Source organism: Lutibacter sp. (assembly GCF_041562875.1).
GTDB lineage: Bacteria > Bacteroidota > Bacteroidia > Flavobacteriales > Flavobacteriaceae > Lutibacter.
Map to the genome: position 1 here is coordinate 1 of NZ_JBFFOE010000003.1, position 17638 is coordinate 17638.

Genomic DNA, 17638 nt, shown 5'->3' on the forward strand with positions numbered 1-17638 from the left:
GAAGGTTTAGGTGTCATAAATCATTTACCATTTTCACCAATACTAGTGTCTCCAGCATTAAATTTGGTAGTAACCGGTACTACAGCTACGTTACAATGGACAGCAAATGATGTTGACACAACAGATACATTAACCTATGATATTTATTTTGGAACAGATCTAATTCCTGTAACCGTTGCTTCATCAAATCAATCAACTACAAGTTATGTGACACTAACATTAATTGCTTCAACACCCTATTATTGGAAGGTTGTTGTTAAAGATGGTGAAGGTGGACAAACTATTGGCCAAACCTGGAGTTTTACTACAGATTAACATTGATAATTATAAAGTTACTTTACATTTTGAAATTCTCGAAATACTAAGTGTTTAAAATGAAAAAAAATGAAAAAAATTCACTTTGCTTTAATACTCGTTTTTCTAAGTTATAGTAGTTATTCACAACTATCATTATCTAACACTACAAATGGTGTTATAACAGTTTCTTATGGTGCAGGTGGTGATTGGTCTTTATATGACCCTCTATCTGAAGTAGTAGTTTTGCACTTATGGATTGACACTGGTATGAATTCACAAACAACATACTATACAGATAATTGGGGGAATACTGCTTCATTAATTACATTAACATGGAACGGGAGTGCTCATGTAGGTACAATAGATTTAAATACACATTCTTTTGATGGTACTATTATTCCAACTGGAACTATAGTTACAAATTTTAATTTAATTTTAAGAAACCCTGCAGGAGATAAACAAAGTGCAGATTTATTAGCCTCTAATTTTGGTTTTTCCAATTCAACTTTACCTGTTGAAGAATTTTTAAAAGACCAAATTTCATTGAATTTTATTGATAATAGCATGAAAATTGAAGGTTTAGAGTATAACCAAAAATTTGTATTAGATGTTTACGATTTAAATGGAAAATTAGTTAAAAAAATAAATGAAAAATCTTGTTTAAATTTAAATGAATTAGCTTCTGCCGTTTATATTTTAAAACTGAAAACTGAAAACAATATTGTTGTTAGTAAAAAAGTAATTAAAAAATAATTTTTTTTGAATTTATACAACGTTCAAGAATATTAGACAAAAAAAATCCTGCTATTGGCAGGATTTTTTTGTCTAATATTCTAATTTCTTTAAATATTCCAATTTTGTTTTCCAAACTTCTAATTTAACCTTATAAACAGCTATATTATCCATAACGTTTTTAAGTAAAGGATTATCAGCCGTTGCATTAGAAATAAATCCTATATTATTTTCTAATTGCTGAATTCCCTTAACAGTTTCATCAACCTTTTTTCTAACAAAAAGCTGCTCACTATTTAATTTATGATAATTTTTTTGCTCTAAGTAACTGTTTACTAGGTTTTCAAACTTAATCATTTCAACATCTTTTGCTTCAATATCGCTTGATTCAACAATTTTGTCAATTACTTTATTAAATTTAGTTTCAATATGTTTCATTTCAAAAGGCACTCTACCTAAATCTCGCCAATCACTTACATATTCTTTAAGATTATCTAATGTAATTTCCTCATCGCCTTCAACCGTACTTTTAATTTGTGCTAAAAGATCTTTTTTCTTTATAAAGACTTCCATTTCAACTTTATTACCAGCATCTTGTTCAGAATGAAGTCTATCAAAATAGTGGTTACAAGCATCTTTAAACTCTTTCCATAGTTTATCAGAATATTTACGAGGGACATGTCCAATATTTTTCCAATCAGCTTGTATTTTTTTCATTATTTCGGTAGCGACATCCCAATCTTCACTATCTTTTAATGCTTTAGCTCGTTCAATAAGTAACTTCTTTTCATTTAAATTATCTAAATGCTCATTTTTTACATCTTTAAAAAAGTTATTTTTATCAATATTGAAATTTTTTGTAACTTCTTTAAATTTTGACCAAATTTCATTGCTTTTAACTTTTGGAACTTGACCAATACTAAAAAATTTAGAACGTAAATCTTCAATCTCTTTAATACTTTTTTGCCAATCAGTTCTACTTTTATTTTTAGAAGTATCAATTGATTCAATACTTGCAATAATAGCTAATTTCTCATCAACATTTTCATCAAACTTAGATCTTAAATCTTTAAAAAATTCATGACGCTTATCATGTACTTTTCTCGTTGCAGCACTAAAACGATCCCAAACTTCTTCTCTATGCTCACGACCAACAGGTCCCACTTCTTCTTTCCAAAGTTTGTGCAAAATTTGCAATTCATTAAACGCAAAATTTATATCTTCTAATTCTGCTAATTCTTCAGCCTTAACAACTAATGCTAATTTTTCTTCATAATTATGTTTAAAATCTAAATCGCGTAAATCATTACTTAAATGCAATAAATCATAAAATCGCTCAACATGGTGTTCATAAGTTCTCCAAGTATCATTGTATTTTGCTTTTGGAATTGGGCCTATTACTCTCCATTTATCTTGTATATCTTTAAATAGTTTATACATTGTGCCCCCATCTGCATTATCTATTAGATGTTTTAGGTCTTCAATTATGTTAAGCTTATTTTTAAGATTCTCATCTAGTTGATTGTCTTGTTTTGCATAAAACTCAGTCTTTTTTACCTTATAATCATAAAGGACACTATTATAAGTAGTTTTAACAGGATTACTATATTTAAAATCTACAACATCACCTCCACTCTCTATAAACTTAGCTTTTTCGCTTTTTAATACTTCTCCAAATTTAATATTAAATGCGTTTTTAATGTTATTTACATTATTATGAATATTTTGTACCGGATGCTCTTTAACAAGTTTGCTTAATTCTGTAACCAGATCTTCTAAACTCAAACTTTCATAATCAAGCATTTCAATAGAAGCATGGATTGTTTTCTCTGAACTTTCTGCAATTTTAGTTTCAATTTCATCTATTGCTTCATTAACTAAAGGAGTTTCTAATTTAGATAAAACCTCTGGTTTTTTTTCTTCATCTATACTTTCAGTAGTTTGTGAAGCTAGAACACTATCATCTACTATAGGTAATTCTTCTTCTTCATTCTCTTTGACTACTTCATTTTTCAAAGAAATTTCCTCTTCAGCAGAATTAATTGGTGTTTTTTCTTCTTGAGTTTCAGAATTTTGTGGAGTCACATTATTTTCTTCTTCACTTGGCAATATTTTATTTTCGTCTAACATATAAAAATGTTTAAGGTTCGGTTAATTATTTCATTAATAATTCTAAAAATAGTTATTTTTTAAAAATACTATTTCATAATTAAGATGTAAAGTCTTAATTAAAGTTGCGTAAATTTAGGTATTTATTTTTTAGGAATTCCATATTTCCCATGACTTTTCTGCTTGCAACTCAAGCATTTCAAAACCATTTTTTATGATGGCTCCTTTCTTTTTACCTTCCTGTAAAAATTTAGTTTCTGAAGGATTATAAATTAAATCAAATAATACATGTTTATCAGTAATAAATTGGTAAGGAATGTTAGGAGCATCTTCTATATTTGGGTGAGTTCCTTGTGGAGTACAATTTATAATAACAGTATACTCTTCAATAATCTCTTTTGTTAGCATTGAATATAACAAACTATTTTCTGAAACATTTCTAGATACAAAATCATATTCAATTTCTAACTTTTCTAAAACACTGGCAACAGCTTTAGAAGCTCCACCAGTACCTAAAATAAGTGCTTTTTTGTGATGTTTTTGCAATAAAGGCTCAATCGATTTTCGAAAACCATAAACATCTGTATTGTAACCAATTAATCTATTGTCTTCTGTAACTTTAATAGTGTTTACTGCTCCTATTTTTTGAGCATCAGCATCAACTTCATCTAAATATTTCATAATAGATTGTTTGTAAGGAATTGTAACACTAAATCCCTGAAATTGTTCTTCTTGCTGATAAATAATAAAAGGAAATTCCTCTATTTCAGGAATATCATAGTTATTATATTTGTAGGTATTTAAACCTAATTTTTGAAATTTCTCTGTGAAATATTTTTTTGAAAAAGAATAGGAAATATCTTTCCCTATTAAACCAAATTTAAAACGACTACCCATCAATATATTCTTTGCGGTCTGCACCATATTTATCAATTAATAAAACAATTCCTAAGCCTATTATAATAAATAAAATGGCTATCCAAGTTTCCTGTTGTGAAAAGTCTGGAAAATATCTTTGAAAATTTTCTATCACTTTATTTCCATGAATATCTATCAATCCTTTACCATTTTCTATTTTATAGATTTCTTTTTTCCAAGGCCAAACAATCCCTAAAGAGCCTGTAATGAAACCAATAATTAATGCTGTTACAATTTGGTGCCAACGCTTTAATACATACCCTAAAATATGGGATGTAAAAACCAAACCAAATGCCGAACCTGCTGTAAAAGAGGCTATAATTTTAAGATATCGTATTCTTTCTACATTATTAATAAAACTAAAATCACCCATAAATATTTCAGCAAATGTTGTATATAACATGGTCACAGAATCTACCAATAACAAAACGTAATTACCCAATAAAATTAAAATAAATGAGCCAGAAAGTCCTGGTAATGTCATTCCTGAAACGCCAATAATTCCACAAGCAAATACAAACCATAAATTATCGTTCTCTTTTGCGGGGTTCATAAAACTTATAGCAATTCCAAGTCCCGTCCCAATCACTATTGAAATTATGTTACTTCTACGCCAATCTTTAAAATCTTTAGAAATATAATAGATTGAACCTAAAATCAATCCAAAAAAAGCACTCCAGACATACAATTCATATTGTTCTAAAAGATAGTCTAACACCAAAGAAACACTAAAATAACTAAACATACTTCCACCAAAAACAAGTATTAAAAAAGAAGCATTTGTGTAAGCATAAAAACTTTTGAACCTACCATTTATTAATAATAAAAAGGCTTTATAATTTATCTTCCGAAACGAATAAATCATTTCTTCATAAAAACCTAAAACAAAAGAAACAGTTCCTCCAGAAACACCAGGGACTTTATTTGCAGCTCCCATAGAAAGTCCCTTTAAAAAAAGGAAAAACTTATCTAACAAACTACGTTCTCTTGCCATAAATTATTTTTTACTTGAACTATTAGCTATTTTTTCTAATAGAATAATCAACGCAAATCCAACAATTGAAAGAAGTATTGCCATGGCTAACTGCGAATCTCCTTCAAAAGAAAAAGGAGAAATACTTTGCTCATTAAAAGGCACTTTTATACCTTGAGAATTAACTCGCCATGTTAATGTTTGTTTCCAAGGCCAAATTTTATTTAAAGACCCTAAAATAAAACCTGTTAACACAGCTAAAGTATAATTTTTATAATGATTAAATAACCATTTTAGTAATTTTGAAAAAGATAATAACCCAACTATGGCTCCAGAAGCTAAAATTGTTATTAATTTAAAATCTCTATTATGAATTGCATCTAACACTGGTTTGTATGCTCCTAATAATACTAAAATAAATGCACCTGAAATTCCTGGTAAAATCATAGCGCAAATTGCTATTGCTCCTGCTAAAAATAAAAATAAAGGAGATGAATTTTCTGAAATTAAAGGTTGCAAGGTTGTAATATAATATGCTATTCCTGCTCCCACTAATAATCCAATAATTGAAATACTATCCCACTTTGTAATTTGTTTTCCTATATATAAAATACTTGCCAAAACCAACCCAAAAAAGAATGACCAAACCAATATTGGTTTGTGCTCTAAAAGCCAAGAAATTAATTTTGCTAAAGATAATATACTTATAAAAATTCCCAACAAAAGTGAAACTAAAAAATTGCCATTAATAACTTTCCAAAAAGCTTTAATTCCATGGGTTTTTAATAATTTTAATGTGGTAAAATTTACAGAACTAATCGAATCTAACAACTCTTCGTAAATACCTGATATAAAAGCTATTGTACCTCCTGAGACTCCTGGAACTACATCAGCTGCACCCATTGCCATTCCTTTTAATAAAACTGTAATATAATGAATGAAATTTCGCTGCTGCATTTGTTTAAAATCTTAGTTGAACAAATGTAGCATTTTTATTGTGATTTTTTTTTGAAACTACTTAGAATGTCTTTTACCTCTTGCATTTTAAAAACATCTGGAAATAATTCTTTCAAAATGTTTTTATATTCAAAATCTATGGTTAACCCTGCTTTTAAATGTGAAGCTCCTTTTTTATAATTTTTAAATTTAAAATAAAGTGCACTTAACCTATACTCTATTTCTGCAAAATCTTTAAAATAAGTTTTTGCTTTCAACAAATTTTTTAATGCATCTTCATATTCACCTAAAAAAGATAAAGTATCACTTAATCCTAACCAAATTATAAGGTCAGTATCTTGTAATAAAATACATTGACGAAAAGCATTTACAGCTTCTTCAAATAGATCTAAATTTAAATTAATTTCAGCAGATTTTCGCCAATAAACTGAATTTTGTTCATCAATTTCAATAGCTCTATCAATATAAGACAGTGCTTTTCTATAATTGCTTTTTTTAAGATATACGTCTACAATAGCAAGATAACCTTTGTCTAATAGTGGATCTTCATGCACCGCTTTTTTATAATATTGAATAGCTAAATTGGTTTTATCTAATTTTTCATAACATTCTCCAATTCGTAAAAAAACAAACGATGTTGGGTCGTCCAATTCAATCGTTTTTTTATAATTTTCAATAGCTTCTCCAAAACGGTTTAATTCTTCTAAAGTTTTAGCTTTTTCAAGATATGCACCAACAAAATACTCGTCAATTAGTACCGCATAGTCAAATGCTCTTAAAGCTTCATTGAAATTTTCTAAAATATAATATTGTCTTCCTAATTGATGCCAAGCTACTTCACTATATGGATCTTTATCAATATAAAAATTTAAATAATCTGCTGCTTCTTGATGCATATTTTCCATATCAAAACAGTAAACTACATTATAAAGTGACGAATAATCTTCTAAATCAAATTCTAAACACTTCTTAAAATTCATTCTTGCTTGCTCAAAATCATCTAAGAATAAATATTCCATTCCTAATAAAGAATAAATATCAGCTTCATCATCAGTATAAACCAATGCAATTTTCAATAATTCTATAGCTCCGTTATGATCATCTTTTTTTGAACATAGGTTTGCCTGTTGTACATAAACCTCATCATTAGTAGGTTCAATGGCTTGTAATTCTTTTAATAAAATAGTTGCTTTATTAATTTCATCATCAAAAATTAATAATTCTGCTTGTAGGAGTTTTAATAAAACAGATTTAGGATGTTGATCTAAACCTAATTTTATAGCTTTTTTAGCTAACGAATTTTTTCCTGAATCTAAATAATAATGTATAATCTCCTCAAATTCAATAGAATCAAAAAAATAAACGCTATTTGTTTTAAGCATTGATTCAAATTTTGACAACGAAATATTATTTTCTTTTGGAGTTAAAGGCATACTAACAAATAGCTTATTTTTATTGCAATAAAAGTACAAGAACTTTTAAAAAAAAATTAAATTAACTTCTAATCTTTTTAACAAATTAATTAACAAAATGCTGTATATTTGTTTTCCAAACAATGTTTGGTATTGCCATGAGTAAAAAAACGCTACTTAACTCAAAAGAAATTCACATTATATTACATCGATTAGCATGTCAGTTAATTGAGAATCATAATAACTTTGAAAATACGGTTTTAATTGGAATTCAACCAAGAGGCATCTATTTTGCAGAACGTTTAGCAACCATTTTGCAAAACGAATATGGTATTTCAAATATAAAATTGGGGCATTTAGATATCACTTTCTATAGAGATGATTTTAGAAGACGTGAAGCTCCTTTAGAAGCAAATAAAACCCAGATAGATTTTATTGTTGAAGATAAAAATGTGGTTTTTATTGATGATGTACTTTTTTCAGGCAGAAGTATTAGAGCTGCTTTAACGGCTATTCAATCCTTTGGAAGACCTTCAAACATTGAACTTTTAGTTTTAATTGACAGAAGATTTAGTCGCCATTTACCAATACAACCCGATTATTTAGGAAGACAAGTTGATGTTATTAATGAAGAAAAAGTAATCGTGCATTGGAAAGAAAAAGATACAAAAGATGCAGTATACATAATTAATAATTAGTTTTTATGAGTCAGTTAAGCGTACAACACCTTTTAGGAATAAAACATATAAACAAAGCTGATATAGACTTAATTTTTAAAACAGCCGATCACTTTAAAGAAGTTATAAACAGGTCTATTAAAAAAGTTCCTTCACTTAGAGATATTACCATTGCCAATTTATTTTTTGAAAACAGCACAAGAACAAAACTTTCTTTTGAATTGGCAGAAAAACGATTATCTGCTGATGTTATAAACTTTTCGGCAAGTCAATCTTCCGTAAAGAAAGGAGAAACTTTAATTGATACTGCCAATAATATTTTATCCATGAAAGTTGATATTATAGTGATGAGACATCCAAATGTTGGGGCTTGTGACTTTTTGTCAAAACATGTGAATGCTAGAATTGTAAATGCCGGTGATGGTACTCATGAACATCCAACACAAGCTTTGCTAGATTCTTACTCTATACGTGAAAAACTAGGAAGTGTTGCTGGTAAAAAAGTAGTTATAGTTGGTGATATTTTACATTCTAGAGTAGCACTCTCAAATTTTTACGCTTTAAAATTGCAAGGTGCAGAAATTAAAGTTTGTGGTCCAAAAACATTAATTCCTAAATACATTGAAAGCTTAGGAGTTGGTGTTGAATACGACATTAAAAAAGCATTAGATTGGTGTGATGTAGCAAACGTGCTGAGAGTTCAAAATGAGCGAATGGAAATTAATTATTTTCCTTCAACAAGAGAATATTCTCAACTATTTGGAATTAATAAAAAATTATTAGATTCACTCGATAAAAAAATTGTGATTATGCACCCAGGACCTATTAATAGAGGTGTTGAAATATCAAGTGATGTTGCTGATTCTGAGCAATCAATCATATTAAATCAAGTTGAAAATGGTGTTGCTATTCGTATGGCGGTTATATACTTATTAGCTCAACAAATTAAACAGTAACTATCATGTTTATTGCTAAAACAAAAAAATACACACATATAAAACCAAACACAAATTCAGTTGCTGAATTTTATTTAGATTTTAAAAATCGCTATCCTGAATTTGAAAATGAAAATTTAATTATTGATTTTTCAGAAGAATTTAACATTAAAATTGAAGAATTAATCTTATTTTTGAAACTAAGTGTTCAACACCAAGAAAATGGCACAAGTTTTGTTCTTATTTGTAAAGGAATAAATATTGATATTGTTCCAGACGAATTAAATGTTGTACCAACATTAACAGAGGCTATAGACATTCTTGATATGGATGCTATTGAACGAGATTTAGGATTTTAAAACCAATTAGGGCTTATTGATGAAAAAACTACTTTTGATAACAATTTTATTATATTCTGCATTTTCTTTTGCGCAGCAAAATGAAAAGGGCAATATGGTTATTAAAAAAAATGAGCAACAAGCTACATTATCTTCAATTTCCGCATATCCAAATCCTTTTAATATTACAACTAAAATTAATTTTCAATCTTCTAAAATTCAATTAGTTGAATTTACGGTAAAAAATTTATTAGGTAAAACTGTATATATTGAACGAATTAGTTCTGAAATTGGATACAATTCTCTTCAATTCAATCGTGATGATTTAATTAAAGGAATGTACATATACACCCTTCAAACTGACAACGAAATTATCTCAAAAAGACTTGTTATTAAATGAGTTTAAAACTCACAATTTTAGGCTGTCATTCTGCTACACCAAGAGTAAATGCTCATCCAACATCTCAATTTTTAGAAATTAAAAATCATAACTTCCTAATAGATTGTGGGGAAGGTACTCAAGTTCAATTGCGTAAATATGGTATTAAATTTTCTAAAATTAAACATATTTTTATTTCGCATTTACACGGAGATCATATTTATGGCTTAATTGGATTAATTTCTACATTTAGATTACTAAACAGAGAAACTGAATTAAATATTTATGCTCCGAAAGGGTTGAAAGAAATTATTACTTTACAATTAAAACTATCTAACTCATGGACACATTATCCTTTATTGTTTCATGAACTTACATCAAAAAAAAGTAAACTTATTTTTGAAGATGACAAGGTTGAAGTTTATACCATCCCACTAAATCATAGAATTTATACAAACGGGTTTTTATTTAAGGAAAAAGTTGGAGAACGTAAATTAAACATGAATTCCATACTCAATTGTTCCGAAATTGAAATTTGCGATTACCAGAACTTAAAAATTGGTAGAGATTTTACGTTGAAAAACGGAAAAATAATAAAAAATGAAATACTAACTTTAGATCCTGAAGAACCTAAAAGTTATGCATTTTGTAGTGATACTTCTTATTTCCCTGAAATTATTCCTATTATTAAAAATGTAAGCTGTTTGTATCATGAAACCACATTTTTAAAAGACCGAGAAAATCTTGCTGCAACAACTAAACATTCAACTGCTGAGCAAGCAGCTAGTATAGCTAAACAAGCAAACGTAAAACAATTAATTGTTGGTCACTACAGTGGAAGGTACAAAAATATTGAAGATTTTAAATCTGAAGCCCAAGAAGTATTTAAAAATACGCTGTTAGCTGAAGCAGGTAAAGCATTTGATATTATTTAATTCCATTAAATATACTAGGCATTAACTTGTTTATTTAGCTTATAATGCATTTTATAATCTTATAAAGTGATATGAAATTAATAAAGCTATCTTTATCAAAAAAATATGACAAAAAAAATATTTTTGTTAATGCTTACAATTTTTCCAATACTGTGTAATTCTCAAGAATATGTAGATATCTTCACAATTAACTACCGGCAATCAGAAGACACTTCATTTGAAAATACAAATAAAAATACGACCATTGAATCATTTCAAACAGAAGTAATATTCCCAATAGTTTTAAAATCTAAAAATGTATTAATTACTGGGATAAATTATAGTTCTTCATCTTTACAATTATTTCCTAGTACCAATTATAACCATTTTTATACAACACGTTTAACAGCTGGAATATCAATAAATCATTCCGAAAAATGGAAAGGGAACTACATTTTACTCCCAAAAATTGCATCAGATTATAAAAATATAAGCCACAACGATTTTTACATTGGAGGTTTATTAGAATGGAAATATAAAAAAAATAAAAACCTGAATTATCGTTTTGGATTGTATGCAAGTACTGAGGCATTTGGTATTTTTACAACTCCTATATTTGGGCTTTATTATACAAGTCCAAATGAACGTTTAGAAATTAATTTATCGTTGCCTATTGTTACAGATATAAATTACAGAATACAAAAAAATATAACTATTGGATTTGATTATATTGGCCTTGGAGACAGTTATAAATTTATGGATGAAAATAAATTAAGTGAGTATTACACACAAAATAACTCATTAGAATTTTCAACATATATTCAATATAGCATTTTTAATAAAAGTGTTTTACTAAGGTTAAAATCTGGATATTCAACAAATAAATTTGAAGTTTATTCAATAGATGAAAAAAATAATCTTGCATTATCCTCATTTCGTTTTGGAGATTATAGAACTCAATTAAACAGCAATTTAACAAGTAATATTTTCTTTAAGGTTGAAGCAAAATATCGATTTCACATTACTTCTAAAAAGCATTAAATATTATAAGACCCTTTCTATTATCGAAGAAACAATTTGAGTAACTTTAGCCTAGTGAATTAATTTTTATGAGATATAATGTGGTCTTTATAGTATATCTTTGTTAACTTCTATATAAAATAAGACCTTTAAATTTAAGAGTACTACCCTTTTTCAATCTGAAATTTCTTTTTTATTTTAAAATCGTTACATTTATAATAAATATAAACAGCTCTAACGAACAAAAAATTACTAAATGACTACTAACCATGACAGTATAAAACAACTTTTTGATCAGCTGGAATCGCTTTTGAAAAGGCAGGAAACTTTTTCAAAAGATATTCACGAATTACAAGAAGCAATAATAAAGCTGAAAAATGCTGAAAAACCAAAAAGTTCCATTAGTGAAGATTCTACTAATAAAGAAACTATTCCCGAGCAAATTATACCTGAAAAACCTGAACTTGAACAACCTAATACTAGTCAAGTTTCCAAAAAATTGTTTAGGAATACCAATAAGAGAGTTTTAGGTGGTGTTTGTTCTGGAATTGCTGATTATCTTAATATTCCAAGAATAGTAGTACGTATTCTTTGGTTGTTTTTAACCTTCTTTTTTGGCATTGGATTTTTTCTTTATTTTATATTGTGGATTGCAATTCCTAAAGCAAAAAAAACTGAATATTTCAAAAAACCACAAACAAAAATCGCTAATGAGCCAATCAAATATGAGACTCCAAACATAAGCAAACAGCCTAAAATAAATTTTGATTGGGAAAAATTTATTGGGGAAAACTTAATTAATAAAATTGGAATTGCCATTTTAATTATTGGAGTAGGAATAGGCGCAAAATATTCGATTGAAAATGATTTAATAAGTCCTTTAACTCGAGTAATTTTAGGATATCTGGTAGGATTAGGTCTTTTAGGTTTTGGGATGAAATTAAAGAAAAGCTACGAGAATTTTAGTGCGGTTTTGGTAAGTGGAGCTATGACTATTTTGTACTTTATGACTTTTATAGCCTATAATTTTTACAGTTTATTTCCTCAAACAATGACGTTTATTTTAATGGTTGTATTTACTGCTTTCACTGTTTTTGCAGCCTTAAATTACAATAAGCAAATAATTGCAATTATAGGATTGGTAGGTGCATACGCAGTTCCTTTTTTATTAAGTGAAGATTCAGGAAATGTTGCCGTTCTTTTCAGTTATATGGTAGTTATAAATATTGGAATTCTAATTATTTCATTTAAAAGATATTGGAAACCTCTTTATTTTTCATCATTTATACTTACTTGGCTCATCTATTATTCTTGGTACGAATCTAAATTTGAAATAACGGAACACTTAAGTATATCATTAATCTTTTTATTCCTGTTTTTTGCAATATTTTATGCTACATTTCTTGCTTTTAAATTACTCCAAAAGGAAAAATTTGAAACTATAGACATTTTACTGCTCCTTGCAAATTCATCTATTTTTTATGGAATTGGTTACACTATTTTAGAAAGTCATGAAATTGGAGCTCAATTATTGGGTGTGTTTACGCTTTTTAACGGAATTATCCATTTTATCATAAGTGCCATCATTTATAAACAAAAACTAGGTGACAAAAACTTGTTTTATCTTGTTTCAGGACTCGTATTAGTTTTTATCACTATTGCTATTCCAGTTCAATTAGATGGAAATTGGGTTACATTATTATGGGTTGGTGAAGCTGCTTTATTATTTTGGATTGGAAGAACAAAACAAATTCCTATTTATGAAAATATTTCTTATGCTTTAATGCTATTGGCTTCTTTTAGCATTTTTCAAGATTGGACAGCCGATTACCATTTAAATTTTTATAATACAAATGAAACAACAATAACTCCAATTCTAAATATTCATTTCTTGAGTTCATTGTTATTTATTGCTTCATTCAGTTTTATTGCTTTTTTAAATTTGAACAAAAAATACAAATCTTCATTAGACACTAAAATGGAATTACAAAAAGTAGTTTCCTTTTTAATTTTTGGAGTTCTTTTAAGCACTATCTATGGTGCTTTCAGAATGGAAATAACAAATTATTGGAATCAACTATATTCAGATTCTATTTTAACAATGGGTGATTATGAACAATATTATAATTATGATTTAAGAAAATTTAAAACCTTGTGGATACTCAATTATTCTTTATTATTTTTTACAATACTTTCTTTTGTAAATATCAAAAAAATCAAAAATAGACAGTTGGGATTGATTAATCTAGGTTTAAATACCATTGCAATTGCAATTTTTTTAACTCAAGGATTGTATGAACTTAGTGAATTACGCGAAAGTTTTTTACAACAAACATTAACCGTTCATTATAAAATTGGAAGTTTTAATATTGGAATCAGGTACGTTTCATTTGTTTTTGTTATACTAGCACTTGTTGCCTGTTATACATACATAAAACAAGAATTTATGAAAACAAATCTTAAAATGGCTTTTGATTTGTTGCTACACATTACTATCTTATGGATTGCCAGCAGCGAATTAATAAATATAATGGATCTTTCAGGTTCTTCTCAATCTTACAAACTTGGACTCAGTATACTTTGGGGAATTTATTCATTATTATTAATTTCTTTAGGGATTTGGAAACAGAAAAAACATTTGCGCATTGGAGCGATTGGGTTATTTGGAGTTACACTTATAAAATTATTTTTATATGATATTTCTCATCTTAATACCATTTCAAAAACCATTGTTTTTCTTTCATTAGGAATACTTTTGCTAATTATTTCATTTTTATACAATAAATTTAAACATCTCATTTCCAATGAAATTGAAGAATAAAATAAACATACTAATACTATTATTCTTTTGCTCATTTTCATATGCGCAAATAAATCAATACAGTTATAAAAGAGAACTACAAGGAATTACGAAACCTTGGCATAAAATTATTTTGCCTGAAGAAATCTTTGGGAAAGTGTCTCCTAATTTAGTTGATATGCGCATTTATGGAATTAACTCTAGCAATGACACTATTGAAGCTTCATATATGTTGCAACTTAAAAAAGAAAAAATAGTTGATACAAATGTGAATTTTAAGTTGTTGAATTCTTCTCATAATGAGAAAGGTTATTATTTTACGCTGGAAGTTCCAACAGAAGATGCCATAAATGAGCTAAAGCTAGATTTTAATCAACCAAATTTTGATTGGAAAATTAACTTAGAAGGAAGCCAAAACCAACAAGAATGGTATAAAATTGTTAATGATTACAGAATTTTATCTATCAAAAATTCAGAAACTAATTTTCAATTTACCAAGGTAACTTTTCCTACTTCAAAATATCGTTTTTTTAGATTACTGATAAAAAGTGATGAAAAACCAGACTTGTCTATTGCTAAAATAGCACACTACGAAACTAACAATGGTAGTTTTAATAATTATACAATTGAAAACATAAAAACAATTCAGCAAAAAGAACAACAAATTACACAACTTGAAATCAATTTAAAATCACCAGTTCCGGTAAGTTCTATTAAAATGAATGTTAAAGATAATTTCGATTTTTACAGACCTATAACCATAGAATATTTAGCTGATAGCCTTAAAACTGAGCAAGGATGGAAATACCAATATGAATTTTTAACATCTGGAACACTAAACTCTATTGAAAAAAATGAATTTAAATTTGAAAGTACCATTCTCCAGAAATTAAAAATTAGCATTTACAATCATGATAATAAACCTTTAACAATTGATACAATTTCAGTAAATGGTTATGTGCATGAATTGATTGTTCGTTTCACTGAACCTGCAACTTACTTCTTAACATACGGAAACAAAAATGCAATAAAATCAAGTTATGACATTGAGCGTTTTACTTCAAAAATTCCTAACACTTTAACTGTATTAAATTTAGGACAAGTGCAACTTATTGATAAAAAAGAAATTTTAAAGAAAGAGCCCTTATTTAAAAATAAAAATTGGTTATGGGCAGTTATGACAGTAATCATATTATTACTTGGATGGTTTTCAGTAAAAATGATGCAAAAAAAATAAATTAAAATATTTTTTGATGAATTTCTCACTGTACTAATTCTTACAGATGTATTGTTACTTTTACTTAACTTTGCACTTACTAATAAGTTTAATAAAGTTTTAAGAAATTTAGGGTTTATTTTATCAACAATTCTAATTAGACTTTCATTTGGTATTTATGGCTTATTAAACACTATTTTAATTACAGTGGCTGTACTATTTAGTGGGCTTATTTAATAATATGTAACACTTTCAATACCCTATAAAAAGAAAAATGAAACACTTTGATAAACAAGCAAAAGATTGGGATAACAACCCAATGAAAATTGAAAGAGCAGCTTTTTTTGCAAATGAGATAGTAGATTTTATTCAACCCAATCCTACTAATATTGCTTTAGAATTTGGCTGTGGAACGGGATTGTTGAGTTATCAATTAAAAGATGTTTTCAAAACAATTACACTTGCTGATAATTCAGAAGGAATGATACAAGTTTTAGAAGATAAAATTAAAAACTTATCATTAACTAATTTCAAACCACTTTTAGTCGACTTATTGGAAGAAAATTTAGATATTGGTAAATTTGATGTCATTTATTCATTAATGACTTTACATCACATTCATGATTTAAATAAGGTCTCTAAAATATTTCATTCTTTATTAGAAACAGATGGATATTTATGTATTGCTGATTTAGTTAAAGAAGATGGTTCTTTTCATATTGATCACCCTGATTTTGATGGGCATAATGGATTTGATAAAAATGAATTAACTAAGATATTATTAAACAATGGTTTCAAAACTGAATATTATAATATAAGCTATGTAATAGAAAAGGAGTTGAAAAATGAAACTAAAAAATATCCTCTATTTTTAATGATTTGTAAAAAAGTTTAGTTACAAAATCAAAAATTTAACAACCTAAATTGAAAGAAAAAACCTGAACAGTTTAAAGTATATTTAAATTGTACAACTACAAAATTATATGAGTTACAAATTACTATCTTCACCCTTACAGGGATTTACCGATTTTAGGTTTAGAAACGCCTTTAACAACTATTTTGGTGGAATTGACACCTTCTACTCTCCTTATATTCGACTAAATGGGAAACTTGTTATAAAACCTGCTTATGAACGCGATATTCTTCCTGAAAACAACGTTGAATTAGAAGTTATTCCACAAGTTATAACAAATGATGCCGATGAATTTTTATTTGTGGCAAACTATGTTAAGCAACTTGGCTATAAAGAATTAAACTGGAATTTAGGGTGTCCGTATCCCATGGTTACAAAATGTGGTTTGGGTTCGGGTCTTATAGGTCAACCTGAAAAAATTAATACTATTCTTCATAAAGTACATCAAGAATCTGATGTTATTGTATCAATGAAAATGCGTTTAGGTTATGAAAATAGTGACGAAATTCTTCAAACGCTACCAATCTTAGATAAATACCCCATTAAAAATATTGCAATTCATGCACGTTTGGGAAAACAGCTTTATAAAGGAGGTGTAGATTTAAATGCTTTTCAAAAATGTATAGAGAATACAAACCACAAACTATATTACAATGGTGATATTTCTTCTGTTTCTAAATTTAAAGAAATGCAAGAACAGTTTCCAAGTATAGACCATTGGATGATTGGCAGAGGTCTTATCTCAGATCCATTTTTACCAAGCATGATAAAGAATAACAGTTATAATTATCCTAAAAACAAAATTGAACTATTTAAGGAGTTTCATGACACACTTTTTGAAGGTTATAGTGAATCTTTATCCGGTGCATCGCATTTGCTTTTAAAAATGTATCATCTATGGGAATATTTTGCAGTGCTATTTTTAAATCCCAAAAAGACTCTAAAGAAAATTAAAAAGGCAAGCAACATAAGGAATTATCAAATAGCCGTGAAAGAAATTTTAGATGCAGAGCATAAAATAATTTAGAACTTATTATTTTTAAAAGAT

The 17638-nt window shown here is 27.6% G+C and carries 16 protein-coding genes and 1 pseudogene; 12 read left to right on the forward strand and 5 right to left on the reverse strand.

The window, feature by feature from the left end:
- Positions 1-315: pseudogene (locus ABY863_RS00745) on the forward strand (hypothetical protein); the annotation flags it as partial.
- 69 nt (positions 316-384) lie between these two features.
- Positions 385-1050 carry a T9SS type A sorting domain-containing protein gene (locus tag ABY863_RS00750; RefSeq protein ID WP_372792338.1) on the forward strand — a complete coding sequence of 222 codons (666 nt, stop codon included), beginning with the start codon at positions 385-387 and terminating at the stop codon, positions 1048-1050.
- Positions 1051-1122: 72 nt separating this feature from the next.
- Here the strand turns inward: ABY863_RS00750 and ABY863_RS00755 are convergent, their stop codons facing one another.
- From ABY863_RS00755 to ABY863_RS00775, 5 genes are all read right to left on the reverse strand, one after another.
- Positions 1123-3159 (reverse strand): DUF349 domain-containing protein, encoded by a 2037-nt coding sequence (locus tag ABY863_RS00755; protein WP_372792340.1) that lies wholly within the window; start codon positions 3157-3159, stop codon positions 1123-1125.
- A gap of 129 nt (positions 3160-3288) precedes the next feature.
- Entirely contained in the window at positions 3289-4035 is a 747-nt protein-coding gene (locus ABY863_RS00760; RefSeq protein ID WP_372792342.1) for a shikimate dehydrogenase, read from the reverse strand.
- Complete coding sequence (locus tag ABY863_RS00765) at positions 4028-5050, reverse strand: DUF368 domain-containing protein (RefSeq protein WP_372792344.1); 1023 nt, start codon at positions 5048-5050, stop codon at positions 4028-4030. The genes ABY863_RS00760 and ABY863_RS00765 overlap by 8 nt, the downstream gene beginning before the upstream one ends.
- A gap of 3 nt (positions 5051-5053) precedes the next feature.
- On the reverse strand, positions 5054-5986 hold the full coding sequence (locus tag ABY863_RS00770; protein WP_372792346.1) for a DUF368 domain-containing protein: 933 nt from the start codon (positions 5984-5986) through the stop codon (positions 5054-5056).
- A gap of 35 nt (positions 5987-6021) precedes the next feature.
- Entirely contained in the window at positions 6022-7368 is a 1347-nt protein-coding gene (locus tag ABY863_RS00775; RefSeq protein ID WP_372792347.1) for a tetratricopeptide repeat protein, read from the reverse strand.
- A 188-nt stretch (positions 7369-7556) separates the two neighbouring features.
- On the opposite strand from ABY863_RS00775, the gene pyrR reads away from it, so the two are divergent.
- The 10 genes from pyrR (at position 7557) to ABY863_RS00825 (ending at position 17617) form a co-directional block, all read left to right on the forward strand.
- Positions 7557-8096, forward strand: a complete 540-nt coding sequence (gene pyrR / locus ABY863_RS00780; protein WP_372792409.1) for a bifunctional pyr operon transcriptional regulator/uracil phosphoribosyltransferase PyrR — start codon at positions 7557-7559, stop codon at positions 8094-8096.
- Positions 8097-8101: 5 nt separating this feature from the next.
- Positions 8102-9031 (forward strand): aspartate carbamoyltransferase catalytic subunit, encoded by a 930-nt coding sequence (locus ABY863_RS00785; protein WP_372792348.1) that lies wholly within the window; start codon positions 8102-8104, stop codon positions 9029-9031.
- 5 nt (positions 9032-9036) lie between these two features.
- Positions 9037-9369, forward strand: a complete 333-nt coding sequence (locus ABY863_RS00790) for a hypothetical protein (RefSeq protein ID WP_372792349.1) — start codon at positions 9037-9039, stop codon at positions 9367-9369.
- Positions 9370-9388: 19 nt separating this feature from the next.
- Positions 9389-9748 (forward strand): T9SS type A sorting domain-containing protein, encoded by a 360-nt coding sequence (locus tag ABY863_RS00795; RefSeq protein WP_372792350.1) that lies wholly within the window; start codon positions 9389-9391, stop codon positions 9746-9748.
- The gene (locus ABY863_RS00800; RefSeq protein WP_372792351.1) at positions 9745-10662 is read left to right on the forward strand and encodes a ribonuclease Z; all 918 of its coding nucleotides are present in this window, start codon (positions 9745-9747) and stop codon (positions 10660-10662) included. Before ABY863_RS00795 ends, ABY863_RS00800 begins: the two co-directional genes overlap by 4 nt.
- 129 nt (positions 10663-10791) lie before the next feature.
- Positions 10792-11682 (forward strand): DUF6268 family outer membrane beta-barrel protein, encoded by an 891-nt coding sequence (locus tag ABY863_RS00805; RefSeq protein ID WP_372792352.1) that lies wholly within the window; start codon positions 10792-10794, stop codon positions 11680-11682.
- A 235-nt stretch (positions 11683-11917) separates the two neighbouring features.
- Positions 11918-14482, forward strand: a complete 2565-nt coding sequence (locus ABY863_RS00810; protein WP_372792353.1) for a DUF2339 domain-containing protein — start codon at positions 11918-11920, stop codon at positions 14480-14482.
- The gene (locus tag ABY863_RS00815) at positions 14466-15698 is read left to right on the forward strand and encodes a DUF3999 family protein (RefSeq protein WP_372792354.1); all 1233 of its coding nucleotides are present in this window, start codon (positions 14466-14468) and stop codon (positions 15696-15698) included. The genes ABY863_RS00810 and ABY863_RS00815 overlap by 17 nt, the downstream gene beginning before the upstream one ends.
- 253 nt (positions 15699-15951) lie before the next feature.
- Entirely contained in the window at positions 15952-16572 is a 621-nt protein-coding gene (locus ABY863_RS00820; protein WP_372792355.1) for a class I SAM-dependent methyltransferase, read from the forward strand.
- Between the two features lie 88 nt (positions 16573-16660).
- Entirely contained in the window at positions 16661-17617 is a 957-nt protein-coding gene (locus ABY863_RS00825) for a tRNA dihydrouridine synthase (protein ID WP_372792356.1), read from the forward strand.
- The last annotated feature ends 21 nt before the right edge of the window (positions 17618-17638 follow it).

Bases quoted from the DNA above. Each gene is read 5' to 3' on its own strand.
- ABY863_RS00750 (WP_372792338.1), top strand. From the start codon at position 385: ATGAAAAAAATTCACTTTGCTTTAATACTCGTTTTTCTAAGTTATAGT.
- ABY863_RS00755 (WP_372792340.1), bottom strand. From the start codon at position 3,159: ATGTTAGACGAAAATAAAATATTGCCAAGTGAAGAAGAAAATAATGTG.
- ABY863_RS00760 (WP_372792342.1), bottom strand. From the start codon at position 4,035: ATGGGTAGTCGTTTTAAATTTGGTTTAATAGGGAAAGATATTTCCTAT.
- ABY863_RS00765 (WP_372792344.1), bottom strand. From the start codon at position 5,050: ATGGCAAGAGAACGTAGTTTGTTAGATAAGTTTTTCCTTTTTTTAAAG.
- ABY863_RS00770 (WP_372792346.1), bottom strand. From the start codon at position 5,986: ATGCAGCAGCGAAATTTCATTCATTATATTACAGTTTTATTAAAAGGA.
- ABY863_RS00775 (WP_372792347.1), bottom strand. From the start codon at position 7,368: ATGCTTAAAACAAATAGCGTTTATTTTTTTGATTCTATTGAATTTGAG.
- pyrR (WP_372792409.1), top strand. From the start codon at position 7,557: ATGAGTAAAAAAACGCTACTTAACTCAAAAGAAATTCACATTATATTA.
- ABY863_RS00785 (WP_372792348.1), top strand. From the start codon at position 8,102: ATGAGTCAGTTAAGCGTACAACACCTTTTAGGAATAAAACATATAAAC.
- ABY863_RS00790 (WP_372792349.1), top strand. From the start codon at position 9,037: ATGTTTATTGCTAAAACAAAAAAATACACACATATAAAACCAAACACA.
- ABY863_RS00795 (WP_372792350.1), top strand. From the start codon at position 9,389: ATGAAAAAACTACTTTTGATAACAATTTTATTATATTCTGCATTTTCT.
- ABY863_RS00800 (WP_372792351.1), top strand. From the start codon at position 9,745: ATGAGTTTAAAACTCACAATTTTAGGCTGTCATTCTGCTACACCAAGA.
- ABY863_RS00805 (WP_372792352.1), top strand. From the start codon at position 10,792: ATGCTTACAATTTTTCCAATACTGTGTAATTCTCAAGAATATGTAGAT.
- ABY863_RS00810 (WP_372792353.1), top strand. From the start codon at position 11,918: ATGACTACTAACCATGACAGTATAAAACAACTTTTTGATCAGCTGGAA.
- ABY863_RS00815 (WP_372792354.1), top strand. From the start codon at position 14,466: ATGAAATTGAAGAATAAAATAAACATACTAATACTATTATTCTTTTGC.
- ABY863_RS00820 (WP_372792355.1), top strand. From the start codon at position 15,952: ATGAAACACTTTGATAAACAAGCAAAAGATTGGGATAACAACCCAATG.
- ABY863_RS00825 (WP_372792356.1), top strand. From the start codon at position 16,661: ATGAGTTACAAATTACTATCTTCACCCTTACAGGGATTTACCGATTTT.